This window comes from Thioclava sp. (assembly GCF_048263065.1).
GTDB lineage: Bacteria > Pseudomonadota > Alphaproteobacteria > Rhodobacterales > Rhodobacteraceae > Thioclava.
Map to the genome: position 1 here is coordinate 81,094 of NZ_JBLXEM010000001.1, position 16,026 is coordinate 97,119.

Consider the following 16,026-nt stretch of genomic DNA (forward strand, 5'->3'; position numbering starts at 1 on the left):
CTTTTGGGAGAAAATGGAAACGGGCCCGCCTTGTTTTCGGCAGGCCCGACCCATCATTCATCCGCGCTTACTTGCGCTTGTCGTCGCCCATATCTTCGAAATCGGCATCGACAATATCGTCATCGACATCGCGCGGCTCGTCTTCGGGCGACGCATTGGCCTGACCGGATTTCTCTTGCTCGGCCTTGTAGATGGCCTCGCCAAGTTTCATCGCAGCCTCGGTGAGGTTTTGCACCGCACCTTTGATTTTGCCGGCTTCGTCCGTCTTGAGCGCCTCTTCCAAAGCGTTGGCAGCCAGTTCGATCACTTCGACCGTCGAGGCATCAACCTTATCGCCATGCTCTTCAAGCGACTTGCGCGTCGAATGCAGCAGCGATTCGCCTTGGTTACGGGTCTCGACAAGCTCTTTGCGGGTCTTGTCGGCGTCGGCGTTTGCCTCGGCGTCCTTGACCATTTTGTCGATCTCATCATCAGACAGACCGCCCGAGGCTTGGATCGTGATTTTCTGCTCTTTGCCAGTGCCTTTGTCCTTGGCCGACACGCTAACGATACCATCGGCGTTGATGTCAAAGGTCACTTCGATCTGAGGCATACCGCGCGGAGCCGGAGGGATGTTTTCAAGATTGAACATGCCCAACAGCTTGTTGTCGGCCGCCATCTCACGCTCGCCCTGGAAGACCCGGATCGTCACCGCGTTCTGGTTGTCTTCGGCGGTCGAGAAGATCTGGCTTTTCTTGGTCGGGATCGTCGTGTTGCGGTCGATCAGACGGGTGAACACGCCACCCAGCGTTTCGATACCCAACGACAGCGGGGTCACGTCCAGCAGCACCACGTCTTTGACGTCGCCTTGCAGCACGCCAGCCTGAATGGCCGCACCCATCGCCACGACCTCATCGGGGTTCACGCCTTTATTGGGCTCTTTCCCAAAGAAGTTGGTGACCTCTTCCACGACTTTCGGCATCCGGGTCATACCACCGACCAGAACGATCTCGTCGATTTCGTCCTTGCTGACACCGGCGTCTTTCAACGCAGCGGCACAGGGCTTCATCGAGGCTTTGATCAGATCGCCAACAAGGCTTTCCAGCTTGGCGCGGGTCAGCTTCATAACCATGTGAAGCGGCGTACCGTCCTTGCCCATCGAGATGAAGGGCTGGTTGATCTCGGTTTGACTGGAAGAAGACAGCTCGATCTTGGCTTTCTCAGCGGCTTCTTTCAGGCGCTGAAGCGCCATCTTGTCTTTGGTCAGATCGACGCCGTGCTCTTTTTTGAACTCGTCGGCGAGGTAGTTGACGATCCGCATGTCGAAATCTTCACCGCCAAGGAACGTGTCGCCATTGGTCGATTTCACTTCGAACAGGCCATCGTCGATTTCAAGAATCGTGATGTCGAACGTCCCGCCACCAAGGTCATAAACGGCGATCGTTTTGGTTTCTTTCTTGTCCAGACCATAGGCCAGCGCAGCCGCGGTCGGCTCGTTGATGATGCGCAGCACTTCGAGGCCAGCGATCTTGCCCGCGTCTTTGGTCGCCTGACGCTGAGCGTCGTTGAAATAGGCGGGAACGGTGATGACGGCTTGCGTCACTTCCTCGCCAAGATAGCTTTCGGCGGTTTCTTTCATCTTCTGCAAGATCACAGCGGAAACCTGCGCGGGGGAGTATTTCTCACCCTTCACTTCGACCCATGCGTCGCCATTGCCGCCATCGACAATGTCATAAGGCACGAGTTTCTTATCCTTCTCGACCTCAGCATCCGTCGTGCGACGCCCGATCAGGCGCTTAACGGCAAAGACGGTGTTGGACGGGTTGGTAACAGCCTGGCGTTTTGCCGGTTGGCCGACCAGACGTTCGTCGTCGGTATAGGCGACGATCGAGGGCGTCGTGCGCGCCCCTTCGGAGTTTTCGATCACACGGGGTTGCGCGCCGTCCATGATAGCCACGCAGCTATTGGTGGTCCCGAGGTCGATGCCGATTACTTTGGCCATGATATTCCCTCTCTTGGCGATATGGTGGGAACGGGTCCTGTAAGGCACCCGGCCCCTATCCCTTGGGTTTAGGTTTAAACTTTCTGCCCAGACACGATAGTGGTCCGCGTCCGGCTTCGTTGCGTATATAAGGAGGCCGATTTCTGGCTGCAAGAACCGTCCCCCCATGAAGTCTGCGGGAAATTCACGAAAATGACGATGAATTGCGAAAATCGACCCGCCGCGCAGTCAATTCGCGGCTTCCTGCATTATCCGGGCTGGCTAAGCGCGGCTGAACAAACCGCGTTGCGCGATGATTTGCGCGACGTGGTCGCCGCCGCGCCGCTGTTTTCGCCAATGACCCCGTATGGCAAGGCGATGTCGGTGCGCATGACATCGGCGGGGCGGTTCGGCTGGATCTCGGACCGACGCGGTTACCGCTATAGCGAGACCCACCCCAACGGCACCCCTTGGCCAAACATCCCGCCCGCGATTCTGGCGATTTGGCGGTCGGTTTCGGGCAGTGCGCGCGATCCCGAATGTTGCTTGATCAATTTTTATTCCGAGGGCGCTAAAATGGGTCTGCACCAAGATTGCGACGAATCCGATTTCAATCATCCCGTGGTTTCGATCAGCCTTGGCGATGACGGGCTGTTCCGGATCGGCAATGAAACGCGCGGCGGCAAGACCGAGAGCCTCTGGTTGCACTCTGGCGATGTGATGGTGATGGGAGGCGACGCGCGGTTGCTCTATCACGGGATTGACCGGATCGCGCCGGACACCTCGACCTTGCTGCCCAAAGGCGGGCGCATCAATATCACGCTGCGCGTGGTGACCTGACCGCCTCGCTGCGCTAGGCGACCAGCGCCTCGGCCTTTTTCAGGTCGACCGAAACAAGCTGGCTGACGCCTTGTTCCTGCATCGTCACGCCAAACAGGCGATCCATTCGCGCCATCGTCACCGCATGGTGGGTGATGATCAGGAACCGCGTATCGGTGCGCCGCGTCATTTCATCCAGCAGATCGCAGAACCGGGTAACGTTAGCATCATCCAGCGGCGCATCGACCTCGTCGAGCACGCAGATCGGCGCGGGATTGGCTAGGAATACCGCAAAAATCAGCGCCATCGCCGTCAGGGTCTGCTCGCCGCCCGACAACAGGCTCAGCGTGCTCAGCTTCTTGCCCGGCGGTTGGCACATGATCTCAAGCCCGGCCTCCAGCGGATCATCGCTTTCCACCAGTTCCAGTTTCGCCGTGCCACCGCCGAAAAGGTGGGTGAACAGCGTGGTAAAGCTTTCGTTAACCTGCTCGAACGCGGTCAAAAGCCGCTCGCGCCCCTCGCGGTTCAGACCCGAAATCCCCGCGCGTAGCTTGCGGATCGCCTCTTCCAGATCGGACTTCTCTTTGACCAGCGCGTCATGTTCGGTCTCGACTTCGCGCGCATCTTCTTCGGCGCGCAGGTTCACCGCCCCCAATGCCTCGCGCTGCCGTTTGAGACTGTTGACCTGCGTCTCCAGCGCCTCGACGTCGGGCATCTTATCGGGATCGCCCTCAATCGTTTCCAGCAACTGCTGCGGCGTGCACTCAGTCTCTTCGCTGATGCGTTCGGCTGCATGGTTTACCGTTTCGCGCGCCGCATCCACACGCGCCTCTGCGCGCGCACGGCCCTCGCGCGCCTCGCCTGCCAACCGCTCGGCCTCGCGCGCGCCAAATTGCGCCTCGCGCAGCGCGGTTTCCGCCGCTGACAGCTTGTCGGTTGCCTCCGCTTGGCGCGCCTCGGCCTTGGTGATTGCCTCGGACAACTCGGCCCGTTTCTCGGCCAAAATCTCGGGGATCGCGCCCGCCTCGTCCAACTCATCTTCGGTCTCAAGCTTGCGCGCGGCCAGTTCGGTCGAGCGTTTCTCTGCCGTCTCAAGGCGGTGCCGCCACCCCGAGATTTCCTTGGTGATTTCCTGACGCCGCTTCAGCCGCGCCTCGCCTTCACGACGAATTTCGTCATGGCCAGAGCGCTTGGTCATCATCGTCATGCGCGCGGCTTCCACCGTCATCTTGATCGCATCAACTTCGGATCGCGCGGCAGCCAGATCGGGCAAACCGTTCAGCGTGTTTTCCGCCTCGCGCAGCGCCATGCGCCCGCCGCTGGCCTCTTCTTCGTGGCGCGCCACGGCCAGCTTGGCGCTTTCCAGCTTGGACCCAGCAATCGCGCGATCGCTTTCGGCCCGTGACAAGGCACGCCCGGCTTCGGCCAGCTTGCGATCGGCCTCACGACGGGCATCGCGCGCGGCGGCATCGGCGCGCGAGGCTTCGGCCAGATGCTCTGTCAGCATCTCGTGGGCCTGACGCGCGCCCTCGGCCCGCGCCGAGATTTCCTCAAGATCGCGTTTCAGTTCCACCAGCCGATTAAGCTGTTGCAAACGCAAAGCCGCCGCCGTGGGCGCATCTTCAGCCCCGGCGCGAAAACCGTCCCAACGCCATAGATCACCATCAGGCGACACCAAACGCTGACCGGGGCGCAACTGTTCTTGCAGCCGCGCGCCCTCATCCCAATCCGCAACCAAGCCGATTTGCGAGATCCGGCGCGCCAGCACGTCTGGCACCTGCACATGATCGGCTAGCGGTTCGATACCAACGGGCAGCGCCTGCGTGTCGTCATAGCCCGCCAATACCTGCCAGCCCGTTGCCTCATCGCCCGATACTTCCGGAGCGCGCAGATCATCGGCCAGTGCCGCGCCCAGCGCCGCCTCATAGCCCTTGTCGACGCGCACACGGTCCAGCAATTGCGTACCGCCCGCGCTTTCGCGTTCGACAAGGCGCGCCAAAGCCCCAACCTCGGCGCGCAAGGCGCCCGCCTCGCCCTCGGCCTCGGATCGGGCCGCGCGGGCTGTGCTTTCGCGCGCCTGAATATCGCCGCGTGCCTCATCGGCGGCAGCCAGTGCCTCTTCGGCGGCCTCGGCAGCGGCTTGTGCCTCGGCTTGCGCGGTTTCAAACGCGGTAAATTCATCGGCGGAGGTCGTCAGCGCCGCCTGTGCCGCCTGCGCAGCCTGCTTGGCCTGTTCCGCAGCGGCCTCAGATTTCTCAGCCGTCGCGCGGTTATCCGTGACCAACCGCTGCGCCGATTGGTGGCGCGCGGCCAGACGGGCAACGTCCTCGGTCAGCTCCGACAGCCGCGCCTCACGGTCTTGCAAAATCGTGGCCGCCTCATGCGCGTCATCGGTCGCGCGCGCCAGCTTGTCCTCGTGCCCTTCCGAGGCTTTGGCGATCTGCCCCTGCTCCCATTCCAGCCGCTCGATCGTCTCGCCCGCATCGCGGTTCAGCCCCGCCTCGCGGTCCATATCGCGCATCAACTGCTCGATTCGGCCTTGCAAAGTGGCGATCCGGGCGCGCGCCTGATCTTCCTGATCTGACAGCGCGTCGCGCTCTACCACCAAGCGCTGCAAGATCGCAGCCGCGACGGTCTGCTCTTCGCGCAAGGGTGGCAATGCCTCGTCTCGTGCCGCGCGTGCGGACTCGGCCTCGCGCGCGGTACGTTCGGCTTGCGCGGCGTTGGTCACCTGCTCGCGCAAAGCCGATTGCGCGGCCTCACGGGCGAGATCGGCCTCACGCCAGCGGCGATAGAGTAGCATCCCCTCGGCGCGGCGCAGATCGTCGCCAATCGTGCGATAGCGCGCGGCTTGGCGGGCCTGACGGGCAAGCTGTGCCAATTGCGCGGCCAGTTGTTCGATCACATCATCGACGCGGATGAGGTTCTGTTCGGCCCCGTTCAGTTTCAACTCGGCCTCGTGGCGGCGTTGATACAGGCCGGAAATCCCCGCAGCCTCTTCCAGAATACGCCGACGTGCCTTTGGTTTAGCGTTGATCAGCTCAGAAATCTGGCCCTGCCGCACCAGCGCCGGGCTATGCGCACCCGTCGAGGCATCGGCGAACAGCATTTGCACGTCGCGCGCGCGCACATCCTTGGAGTTCACCTTATAGGCCGAGCCCGCATCGCGCGTGATCCGCCGGACAATTTCAAGCCCGTCGCTATCGTTGAACCCTGACGGTGCAAGCCGTTCGGTATTGTCGATTTGCAGCGACACTTCGGCAAAGTTGCGCGCCCCACGCGAGGACGCGCCCGCGAAGATCACATCCTCCATCCCGCCGCCACGCATCGCCGAGGCCCGGTGTTCGCCCATCACCCAGCGCAGCGCCTCAAGCAGGTTGGATTTGCCGCAGCCATTGGGCCCGACAACTCCGGTCAGACCATCGTGAATCACCAGATCGGTGGGGTCCACGAAACTTTTGAAACCGTTGAGACGTAGCCGAGAGAAGCGCAAATGCCTGCCTTTCCGAATCTATGATGCGTTGGGAAGTGTCCGCAGACAGCGCGCGCGAGTCAACTCAAACGCCCCTCATATCGCGGCTCAGTCTCGCTTATCCACAAGATATTGGCATATTCCTGCGCAAACTTGCCCCGAATTGGCAGTCGGTCACGGCTGCACGATATTTCGCGCGTGCTCACACCGCGACGCCCTGCCGCATAGAAATATTACGAGAGCGTGACAATCATATTCACTAAGATGAATTTATCGGAGCCCCTCCATGACCCAATTTGCACGCCCCGCCGATCGCTATTCGCCGCTCTATTTCCTTGCCTCTCTCGGGGCCGGGGGTATCGCGGTGACATTTTTCCTGTGGCTCTATTTCTGGGTCGCGCATCCCAACCAAACCGTGCCGGTCTTTGAGGATATCTCGGCAGCGCTTGCCTCGGGTCCAGTGCTGCAAAAGGCGATGATCGTGGCGGCGATGGCGGGCATCTTGTTCTTTGCCTATCTCAATATCCGCCTGCTGATCTGGAACCTGCGTCAGCTTTCGGGGTTCAAGAAAACCGAGGCCTATAACGCCTTGCGCGCATCGAATGCGCAAACACAACTGACAGCGATGCCGCTTGCGATTGCGATGACGATCAATGTGGGTTTCATCCTTGGCATGGTGTTCGTACCCGGCCTGTGGTCGGTCGTCGAATATCTGTTCCCGCTAGCCATTATCGCCTTTACGGCGACCGGAATTCTGGCGCTGGCGCAGGTGGGAAATTTCCTTGGACGGGTCAAAACCGAAGGTGGCTTTGACTGGAGCGCGAACGGATCTTTCGCGCAGATGCTGCCCGCCTTTGCGCTGTCGATGGTTGGCGTTGGATTGGCCGCACCGGGGGCGTTGTCACATGTCACGCTGACCTCAGGAATCGCGATCATGCTGGCGACGTTCTTTATGATGGCAGCCCTGATCATCGGCATCGTAGCGCTGATCTTGGGGATTCACTCGATGCTTAGCCACGGCACCGCCCCCGAGGCCGCGCCTACGATCATGGTCGTAATTCCGATCCTGACGGTGCTCGGCATTCTGGGGATGCGGGTCAATCACGGGCTGCATGTCAATTTCGAGGATCATTCGACTGCCGCGCAGGTCCTGATGTTTCTCACCAAGACCTATTCCGTGCAGATCCTGTTTGCGCTGATCGGGATCGAGATGCTGCGCCGCGTCGGTTATGCCAAGCGCTTTTTGTTCGGGGCTGAAAATTCAGTCGGGGCCTATGCGCTTGTCTGCCCGGCGGTGGCGTTCGGTGTGATGACGCAGTTCTGGATCAATGCCGGGTTGGTGCAATCGGGCCTGATCAGCAAGTTCTCGGTCGCCTTCTGGGTGTTGTCGCTAATCGCGTTTGCGGCGCAGGGGCTGGCCGTGTGGTTGGTGTTGCATCTCAACCGTCGCCACTTCGGGCGCGTCGCTGCGCGCCCGGTGCCTGCCGAGTAAACCAAGGCCGAGCCATGCAGAAAGGGCCGTGCGGGCATGTCCCGCGCGGCCCTTTTTCTTTGCAGCCCCGTGCCCTAGCATCAAGCAGTTCACCAAGGAGCCCCCGATGATCCCCGCTTTATCCCTGATCTTGTTGTTCCAACTCATCGGCGAGATCCTCTCGCGCGCACTGATGCTGCCGCTGCCCGGCCCGGTGCTGGGAATGATCTTTCTGCTGATCGCTCTCAGCACCTCAACGCGCATTCAGCAAATCGTTCGCCCCGTCGCGCAGTTCATTCTCGCGCATCTTTCGCTGCTCTTCGTACCTGCGGGCGTCGGGATTATCGCGCATCTGGATCAGTTGCGTGCTCATGGTCTGGGTCTGGCCGTGGCGCTGGTGGTCTCGACGATGCTGGCGATTGTCGCGGGGGCGGCGGCCTTCGCATTCGTGGCCAAACTGATCGGGAGCGCGTCTGATGACTGATCCGTTCAAGCTTTGGTCTTACCTGTCGTCCGAGCCGCTGCTGTGGCTTTGGGCCACGTTGGTCGCCTATTGGATCGGGGATTTCCTGTTTCGCGCGGCCCGGCGCAGCCCGTTTGCCAATCCGGTGATGATCGCCGTGGTGATCCTTGGCACGGTCCTGGTGGCGACCCACACGCCTTACGAGCGCTATTTCGAAGGCGCGCAGTTCGTTCATTTCATGCTGGGGCCGGCGACGGTCTGCCTTGCGGTGCCGCTGCATGCCAACCTGCCCAAGGTCAAACGTGCGCTCTTGCCGATTGCGGCCGGGTTGGTTGTTGGGTCCACCACTGCGATTGTCAGCGTGCTGGCGATTGCCAAAGCGATGGGCGCGGGGCCCGTGCTGATGGCCTCGCTTGCGCCAAAATCGGTGACAGCGCCTGTGGCCATCGGGATTTCGCAGCAACTGGGCGGAGAGCCGTCTTTGACCGCCGCGTTGGTGATCATCACGGGCATGCTTGGTGCCATCGTGGTGACGCCGATGCTTGATGCGCTGGGGTTTCGCGACTGGCGGGCGCGTGGTTTGGCGGTGGGGGTAGCTGCCCATGGCATCGGCACCGCGCGCGCCTTTCAGGTGCATGAAACGGCGGGGGCATTTGCCTCAATCGGGATGGGGATGAATGCGGTGCTGACGGCGTTTCTTGCGCCCGTAATCCTCAGCCTGTTCTAGAAATTGCGGGGCGGGCGTGGTTTGTAAACCGGCAAGCTCCAGCCAAAACGCAGCGAGCCTGCACGCAGGATCAACGTCACTGCGGCGCAAATCAGCAGGGCCGTGAAGCGATCCAACCCAACGGCCGAGGCAATCAGCGCACCTGCCGCCCCCGCAAAGGCGCAGCTAAGGTAAAGTTCGCCCTGCTTGAGCATCAAGGGCACTTCGTTGCACACCACATCGCGCATCAGCCCACCAAATGATCCGGTCACCACACCCATGATCAGCACGATTACTGGGCCGTGGCCTAGTTTCATCGTGATCGCAACACCCGCAGGCACCGCCACGGCCAACGCGCAGGCATCAAGCCAGAGCAGCGCGCGATAGCGGCTTTCCAGCAGATGCGCAGTGAAAAACACCACAATGGCGGCCAATGCCGCGATGATGACATAGGTCGGATCTGCGACCCAAAACACTTGATCGCGCCCCAGCAAAAGGTCGCGCAGAGTGCCGCCCCCCACCGCCGTCAGCGCCGAAATAAAGATGAACCCCACCAGATCAAGCTGCTGACGTGAGGCCACGAGCGCGCCCGTCAGCGCGAAAACCAGAACCGAGGCGTAATCCAGCCCCGCCCCGATGGGCAATTCGTTCAGCCAAACCGGTATGTCACTCATCAAGCTTTGCCCGGTTTGAACGGTGCCATGCCTTCGCGGGCCAGTTCATCGGCCTGCTCATTCTCGGCATGGCCTGCATGGCCTTTGATCCATTTCCAGGTCACCCGATGGCGCGCTTGCGCGGCGTCCAGTCGCTGCCACAAATCGACATTCTTCACCGGCTTTTTATTCGCGGTTTTCCAGCCGTTACGTTTCCAGCTGTGAATCCAGCCCGTCACACCGTTTTTCACATAGGCCGAGTCAGTGGTGATGGTAATTTCGGACTCCCGCGTAAGCGCCTCAAGCGCGTTGATTGCGGCCAGCAGTTCCATCCGGTTGTTGGTCGTGTCGGCCTCGCCGCCCTTAAGCGTGCGTTCCTTGATGATCCGCGCGCCATCCATCGCGCGCATCACGACGCCCCAGCCGCCGGGGCCGGGATTGCCACTGCATGCGCCATCCGTCCATGCGTGAATTTCAGCCATTAAGCCCCACATATCCTTCAAGTGCTACGATTCGATCCAGCCAAGCGCCGAGCGCCGGGAACTGCGACAGATCAAACCCACCGTGGCTTTCGGCGGTATGCGTGTAGGCGTAAAGGCAAATATCGGCGAGGCTGATCGCATCGCCCACCAGCCAGTTTTGCCCCTTGAGGCGATCTTCCATCACCCGCAACAGCGCGGTGCCGCGCTCCAGAAGCTCTGCCAAGCGCTGCGGGGTCGCCAAGTGTTTGCGGATTTCATAGGTTAACAGGGCGGCGCGCACTGCGATCACGCCCTCATGCTGGTTCTGCTCCCAGAACATCCACGACAGCATCTGCGCGCGCTGGAAAGGGTCTTGAGGCACGAAATCCGTCCCCTCACCCAGCCAGCACAGGATCGCATTCGATTCCGCCAGCACCCGACGATCATCCAGATGGAGCGCAGGCGCCTTGCCAAAGGGCAACGCCCCGCTGGCATGGGCCTGATCAAGCGCTTCAGTCTCATATTCGACATCGACGCGCTCATAATCACGCCCGAGCAGCGCCAGAAGGAGGCGCACCTTGTAGCTATTGCCCGATGAGGGCATCGAATAGAGTTTCATGATCGCTTCCTTATGCCCGCTCGAACGCCAAACGCAGCCCCAGCGCCGCGAAGGATAGCGCAAAGGCGCGCCGCAGCCAGCCCATTACGCGCGGCGAGGATAAGACCCGCGCGCGTCCCATCACCGCCAGCGCGCCATAACCCAGAAACACCGCAAATGTCATCGCGGCAAAGGCTGCGCCCAGCGCGACCATCGCGCCCGCCCCGTCCGTGGGGGCCATGAATTGCGGCAGGAAGGCAATGAAAAACATCGGCAGTTTCGGGTTCAGCAGGTTCAGCAAAATGCCCCGGCGCACCAGCCGCGCGGGTGGCGCGGGGTCGGCAGCCGCGATATCCAACCCGCCCGTCCCTTTCAGCGCGCCCCAAGCCATCCAAAGCAGATAGGCGACGCCCGCAAATTTGATGCTTTGAAATAAGATCGCCGAGGCATGCAGCACCGCCGCCAGCCCCGCCACCGCGACGCCCAGATGCACCAGCGTCGCAATCGTGCAACCTAGCGCCGCCCAAATCGCGGCGCGAAAGCCCTGACCAAGTGCTGTGGACAGCGTATAAACAACGCCAATTCCCGGCGCTACGCAGACGATAAACGCCGTGATCAGGAACTCGATGCTCATATGCCCGTCCTTACCAAAGCAACCAAGCTGGCGATCACTACGATGCTCAGCCCAAGGCGCAGCTTTAGCCACCAACCCGGTGCCAACCCCCGCCGCGCAAAGATCCAATCAAGCGGCAACAACAGGACAAACCCGATCAGCAGCACGAAATTCACCGGCATACCAAACACAGCGAAGACGATAAAAAACAGGATCGGCGCAATTGATAGCGCATAGCCCGCAGACCACTCGCCTTTGGCCGCGAACCCCCAAAGGCATCCTGCCATAAAGCAATAGATCATCAACCCGTAAGCCAGCACCGCAACGCGCGGATCGGCCATGCCGGGCGGCAGCAGCGCCCCGGTTTGCACCACCAGAACACCCCAGACAAACGGGATCAGTCCGGCGACGCCCAGCACCAGCGCCAGCCCCGGAATGCGCGGCCCGATCGCGCGCATCAAGCGGTCTCGCGCAACACGCGCGGCACTTTGAATTCGATATCCTCGCGCGCAGTCTCGATCTGATCGACGGTCAGATCATAGCGGTCGCGAAAGGCCACGATGACCTCGTCGATTAACACTTCGGGCGCGCTGGCCCCGGCGGTCACACCCACCGCTTTCGCGCCCTCGATTGCGCGCCAGTCGATATCATCGGCGCGTTGCACCAGTTGCGCATAGCCGCAGCCCGCAGCGCGCCCGACCTCGACCAAGCGGCGCGAATTGGACGAGTTGGGAGCACCGATCACTAGCAGCGCATCAATCTGCCCCGCCATCGCCTTGACCGAGGCCTGACGGTTCGTCGTCGCGTAGCAAATATCTTCCTTGGCAGGCCCGACAATCGCAGGAAATCGGTCTTGTAGAGCCGCCACGATTGCCGCCGTATCATCGACTGACAAGGTGGTTTGCGTGATGAAGGCCAGCTGTTCGGGATCGCGCGGCGTGATCGTGGCCACATCCCCGACGGTTTCGACCAGCAGCACCTCGCCCTCGGGAAGCTGGCCCATCGTGCCCAGCACTTCGGGGTGGCCGGCATGGCCGATCATCACCATCTGATGGCCATTATCCGAGTGCCGCTCTGCCTCTTTATGAACCTTGCTCACCAGCGGGCAGGTCGCATCGACATAGATCATCTCGCGCCGCTCGGCCTCGGCGGGCACCGATTTGGGCACGCCATGGGCGGAAAAGATCACCGGCCTGTCAGTCGGGCATTCGTCCAGCTCTTCGACAAAGACCGCGCCCTTGTCGCGCAACGTATCGACGACGTATTTGTTATGCACGATCTCGTGGCGCACATAGACCGGCGCACCCCATTTCTCGAGCGCCATCTCGACAATCTTGATCGCGCGATCCACGCCGGCGCAGAACCCACGCGGGGCCGCCAAGTAGAGGGTGAGGGAAGGTTTCATCGCGCTCTCCTTCGGTCTGGTTGCTGACCTAATGTGGGTATCGGCGCAGGTCCAGTGACGCATGGCTTAGCGCCAGGTCGGATGGAACCTGCCCGCGGGCGAAAGCGTGAAGATATCCACCCCATCCGCTGTCACGCCAACCGAATGCTCGAATTGCGCGCTTAGCGATTTATCCCGCGTCACCGCCGTCCAGTCGTCGGCAAGAACCTTGGTTTCAGGGCGGCCAAGATTGACCATCGGTTCAATCGTGAAGATCATACCCTCTTCTAACATCGGCCCAGATCCTGCGCGCCCATAATGCAGCACGTTTGGCGGCGCGTGGAACACCTCGCCTACGCCATGACCGCAAAAATCGCGCACAACCGACATCCGGTGACCTTCGACGAATTTCTGGATCGCGTGACCGATATCGCCAAAGGTGTTGCCAGGTTTGACTTGCTCGATCCCGATCATCAGCGCGTCATACGTAACTTGGATCAGACGTTCGGCCTTGCGTGACAGCGTACCCGCAACATACATCCGCGAACTGTCCCCAAACCAGCCATTCAGGATCACCGTGATGTCGATATTCACGATATCGCCATCCTTGAGCCGCTTGTCGCCGGGAATGCCGTGGCACACGACATGATTGATCGAAATGCAGCTGGCATGACGGTAGCCGCGATAGCCGATCGTGGCCGAGGTCGCTCCCATCTCGTTGACGCGCTTTTCGATGAACGCGTCAAGTTCTGCTGTCGAAACACCGGGTTTGACCAAGTCGGCGACTTCGTCGAGGATCTGCGCGGTAACCTGACTGGATGCCCGCATCCCTTCGAAGTCGCTTTGCTCGTAAATGCGGATGCCGTCTTTGGTCACACGGCCGTGGCTATTGTCCAAGGCTCTACTCCTAACGCTTTTGCGCTTTAGATAGTCACAATTACGTCGCTTGGCCAGTGCCCGGCCTTTCCCAGATGCCAACCCCGCCCTATACCAAGACAAAAGGAGGCCAAGTCATGCCCAATCCAACCGCTGTAATCCTGATTATTGGTGATGAAATTCTGTCCGGGCGCACCCGCGAAGGCAATGCCCATTTTCTTACGGGCAAGCTGGTGGAACATGGTATTGATTGCCGCGAGATCCGGGTCATTCCCGATGATCATGCCGTGATCGTCGATGCCGTGCGCAAATTGTCGCAGCGTTTCGATCACGTTTTCACTAGCGGCGGCATCGGCCCGACCCATGACGACATCACCGCCGATGCAGTGGCCGAGGCGATGGGCGTTGGCATTGACGTGCGCGAGGATGCCCACGCGATTCTAGCCGCACATTACGCCGCGCGCGACACCGAGTTCACCGCCGCGCGCCTGCGCATGGCGCGCATTCCCGATGGCGCGACGCTGATCGACAACCCGGTCTCGACCGCACCGGGGTTTTCCTGTGGAAATGTCCATGTGATGGCCGGTGTGCCCAATATCTTTCAGGCGATGGTATCGGGGCTGCTGCCGAGTTTGACCGGCGGAGCTCCGGTGATTTCGCGCAACTGGCAGGTGATGGCGGCGGAATCCTCGGTGGCCGATGACCTGCGCGCAATCTCGGAACAGTTCGGCGATCTCTCCTTCGGCTCTTATCCCTTTGTTCAGGAAGGGCGCTATGGCACGAACCTTGTGGTGCGCGGCCAAGATCCGGCGAAGGTCGAGGCGGGTCTTGCCGCATTGCAGACCGCGTTCCCGGAGGGAAAATGAGTCTCGACCCCACCGCCCTGATCGACGCCACCTGGCCCGCCGCTGCGACGCAGATTGCGGGTGGTTTTCTGGTTCGCGAGGGGCGCGGCGGTGGCTCACGGGTGAGTTGCGCCACGCTTATCGCGCCGTTCGGTGACGCTGATATAACCGCCGCCGAGGCTGCGCATCGCGCCCTGGGCCAGACTCCACGCTTCATGATCCGCCCCGAGGATAGCGCGCTGGATGCCGCACTAGAGGCGCGGGGCTACGTCGCCTATGACCCGGTCTTCCTATGGACCGCTCCGATCGCGCAGATGCAGGGAGAGGTACCCCCTGTCACAGCGTTTGCCCACTGGCCCCCGCTGCAAATCGCGCGCGATCTCTGGAGTGAACTGGAGGTCGGCCCCGCCCGCCAAGCGATCATGGACCGGGTAACAGGGCCGAAGGTCTGCATTTTGGGGCGCAAACAGGATCGCGCTGCCGGGGTCGCATTCGTCGCAATGCACGAAGGCACCGCGATGCTGCACGCGCTTGCTGTTGCGCCCGCGTTCCGACGCAGCGGTCTGGCGCGCGCCATGGTCCACGAGGGCGCGCGCTGGGCGCTGGCGCACGGCGCAACCCGGTTTGAAATGCTTGTCACCCATGCCAATGATGCCTCAAACACGCTGGCGCAGAGCCTTGGGATGACGCAACGTGCAGGCTATCACTATCGCCGGGAGGGCGAAAAATGAGAGGCGCGGCTTTCGTCTTGATGTTGGCCCTAAGCGGCGTGCCTGCGCTGGCCGAGCCGCTTAACCTGACCTTGCCCGCAGGCGCCATTCAAGCCGCGCAAACCTCTAGCCCGGCGGCAAGCTATGCCCTTGCCGTGGGGCCGTGGAAGGGCGATGCGGTGGATACCATTGGTCTGGAAGGGGCGCGCAGCGACACGGCGTGGCGGTTGCGCGCGAACCAGAATACCACGCTGCAATTGCTGGCCGCTCTGCGCGAACAGCTTGTCGATGCGGGTTACACGTTACTTTATGAATGTGACACCGATGCCTGCGGCGGATTTGATTTCCGCTATGCGCTTGATCTTTTGCCCGAGCCCGCAATGCATGTCGATTTGGGCGATTTTCGTTATCTCGCGGCGCGCAAGGGCGATGAATATGTCGCAATTACCGTCTCGCGCAGCTCGGAATCAGGGTTCGTCGAGATCACCAATCTGAGCGTACAAGATGTTACGCCCCTGCTTTCTGACAATCCGCTTGCGATCCCGCAACAATCTGCGCCGCTGCCGGGCAGTGCTGCCGCCCCCTCCGCAAGCGCTTTTGCCGCGCAGATGGAATCGCAAGGCTCGGTCGCGCTGGATGATCTGGATTTCGCAAGCGGTGAGGTAACGCTGGGTACTCAAGAGGTCGCCTCGCTCAAGGCGCTGGCCGAGTATCTGGCCGCACATCCCGATGCGCGCGTGGTGTTGGTTGGCCATACCGATGCGGTGGGGTCATTATCGGCCAATATCGCGCTGTCAAAACGCCGCGCCGAAGCCGCGCGTGCGAAGATTATAACAGATTTTGGCACAAATCCGGCTCAAATTACCGCCGAAGGGGCAGGCTATCTCGCCCCGCGTGCCAGCAATCTGACGAAAGCGGGACGTGAGAAAAACAGACGGGTCGAAGCGGTTCTCACTTCGACCCAAAGTTGACGGCGCCCGACGGATGGAAGGCGC

16 protein-coding genes are annotated in these 16,026 nt (G+C 61.2%); 7 read left to right on the forward strand and 9 right to left on the reverse strand.

What is annotated here, in order from left to right:
• Nucleotides 1-67: 67 nt before the first annotated feature.
• On the reverse strand, nt 68-1,981 hold the full coding sequence (gene dnaK, locus ACN0SD_RS00390; protein ID WP_417806238.1) for a molecular chaperone DnaK: 1,914 nt from the start codon (nt 1,979-1,981) through the stop codon (nt 68-70).
• 192 nt (nt 1,982-2,173) lie between these two features.
• Between dnaK and ACN0SD_RS00395 the strand changes: the two genes are divergently transcribed.
• Nucleotides 2,174-2,800: an alpha-ketoglutarate-dependent dioxygenase AlkB family protein gene (locus tag ACN0SD_RS00395; RefSeq protein ID WP_417806239.1), complete on the forward strand. Its 627-nt coding sequence runs from the start codon at nt 2,174-2,176 to the stop codon at nt 2,798-2,800.
• 13 nt (nt 2,801-2,813) lie between these two features.
• Here the strand turns inward: ACN0SD_RS00395 and smc are convergent, their stop codons facing one another.
• Nucleotides 2,814-6,272, reverse strand: a complete 3,459-nt coding sequence (smc, locus tag ACN0SD_RS00400; RefSeq protein ID WP_417806240.1) for a chromosome segregation protein SMC — start codon at nt 6,270-6,272, stop codon at nt 2,814-2,816.
• Between the two features lie 265 nt (nt 6,273-6,537).
• Between smc and ACN0SD_RS00405 the strand changes: the two genes are divergently transcribed.
• From ACN0SD_RS00405 to ACN0SD_RS00415, 3 genes are all read left to right on the forward strand, one after another.
• Nucleotides 6,538-7,743, forward strand: a complete 1,206-nt coding sequence (locus ACN0SD_RS00405) for a TsoY family (seleno)protein (RefSeq protein WP_417806241.1) — start codon at nt 6,538-6,540, stop codon at nt 7,741-7,743.
• 106 nt (nt 7,744-7,849) lie between these two features.
• Entirely contained in the window at nt 7,850-8,206 is a 357-nt protein-coding gene (locus ACN0SD_RS00410; RefSeq protein ID WP_417806242.1) for a CidA/LrgA family protein, read from the forward strand.
• The gene (locus tag ACN0SD_RS00415; RefSeq protein WP_417806243.1) at nt 8,199-8,912 is read left to right on the forward strand and encodes an LrgB family protein; all 714 of its coding nucleotides are present in this window, start codon (nt 8,199-8,201) and stop codon (nt 8,910-8,912) included. Before ACN0SD_RS00410 ends, ACN0SD_RS00415 begins: the two co-directional genes overlap by 8 nt.
• Here the strand turns inward: ACN0SD_RS00415 and ACN0SD_RS00420 are convergent.
• The 7 genes from ACN0SD_RS00420 to map form a co-directional block, all read right to left on the reverse strand.
• Nucleotides 8,909-9,565 (reverse strand): trimeric intracellular cation channel family protein, encoded by a 657-nt coding sequence (locus tag ACN0SD_RS00420; protein WP_417806244.1) that lies wholly within the window; start codon nt 9,563-9,565, stop codon nt 8,909-8,911. The genes ACN0SD_RS00415 and ACN0SD_RS00420 overlap by 4 nt on opposite strands.
• The gene (gene rnhA, locus ACN0SD_RS00425; protein ID WP_417806245.1) at nt 9,565-10,026 is read right to left on the reverse strand and encodes a ribonuclease HI; all 462 of its coding nucleotides are present in this window, start codon (nt 10,024-10,026) and stop codon (nt 9,565-9,567) included. The genes ACN0SD_RS00420 and rnhA overlap by 1 nt, the downstream gene beginning before the upstream one ends.
• Complete coding sequence (locus ACN0SD_RS00430; protein ID WP_417806246.1) at nt 10,019-10,624, reverse strand: glutathione S-transferase family protein; 606 nt, start codon at nt 10,622-10,624, stop codon at nt 10,019-10,021. Before ACN0SD_RS00430 ends, rnhA begins: the two co-directional genes overlap by 8 nt.
• Nucleotides 10,625-10,634: 10 nt before the next feature.
• Nucleotides 10,635-11,237 carry a LysE family translocator gene (locus tag ACN0SD_RS00435; RefSeq protein ID WP_417806247.1) on the reverse strand — a complete coding sequence of 201 codons (603 nt, stop codon included), beginning with the start codon at nt 11,235-11,237 and terminating at the stop codon, nt 10,635-10,637.
• Entirely contained in the window at nt 11,234-11,674 is a 441-nt protein-coding gene (locus ACN0SD_RS00440; protein WP_417806248.1) for a DUF3429 domain-containing protein, read from the reverse strand. The genes ACN0SD_RS00435 and ACN0SD_RS00440 overlap by 4 nt, the downstream gene beginning before the upstream one ends.
• A complete protein-coding gene (gene ispH, locus ACN0SD_RS00445) occupies nt 11,674-12,621 on the reverse strand; it encodes a 4-hydroxy-3-methylbut-2-enyl diphosphate reductase (RefSeq protein ID WP_417806249.1) in 948 nt (315 codons plus the stop codon). The genes ACN0SD_RS00440 and ispH overlap by 1 nt, the downstream gene beginning before the upstream one ends.
• Nucleotides 12,622-12,687: 66 nt before the next feature.
• A complete protein-coding gene (gene map, locus ACN0SD_RS00450) occupies nt 12,688-13,497 on the reverse strand; it encodes a type I methionyl aminopeptidase (RefSeq protein WP_417806250.1) in 810 nt (269 codons plus the stop codon).
• A gap of 116 nt (nt 13,498-13,613) precedes the next feature.
• On the opposite strand from map, the gene ACN0SD_RS00455 reads away from it, so the two are divergent.
• From ACN0SD_RS00455 to ACN0SD_RS00465, 3 genes are read left to right on the forward strand one after another with little or no spacing between them, the layout of a single operon-like run.
• Nucleotides 13,614-14,342 carry a competence/damage-inducible protein A gene (locus tag ACN0SD_RS00455; RefSeq protein WP_417806251.1) on the forward strand — a complete coding sequence of 243 codons (729 nt, stop codon included), beginning with the start codon at nt 13,614-13,616 and terminating at the stop codon, nt 14,340-14,342.
• Complete coding sequence (locus ACN0SD_RS00460) at nt 14,339-15,052, forward strand: GNAT family N-acetyltransferase (RefSeq protein WP_417806252.1); 714 nt, start codon at nt 14,339-14,341, stop codon at nt 15,050-15,052. The genes ACN0SD_RS00455 and ACN0SD_RS00460 overlap by 4 nt, the downstream gene beginning before the upstream one ends.
• Nucleotides 15,049-16,002: an OmpA family protein gene (locus ACN0SD_RS00465; RefSeq protein ID WP_417806253.1), complete on the forward strand. Its 954-nt coding sequence runs from the start codon at nt 15,049-15,051 to the stop codon at nt 16,000-16,002. Before ACN0SD_RS00460 ends, ACN0SD_RS00465 begins: the two co-directional genes overlap by 4 nt.
• Nucleotides 16,003-16,026: the final 24 nt, after the last annotated feature.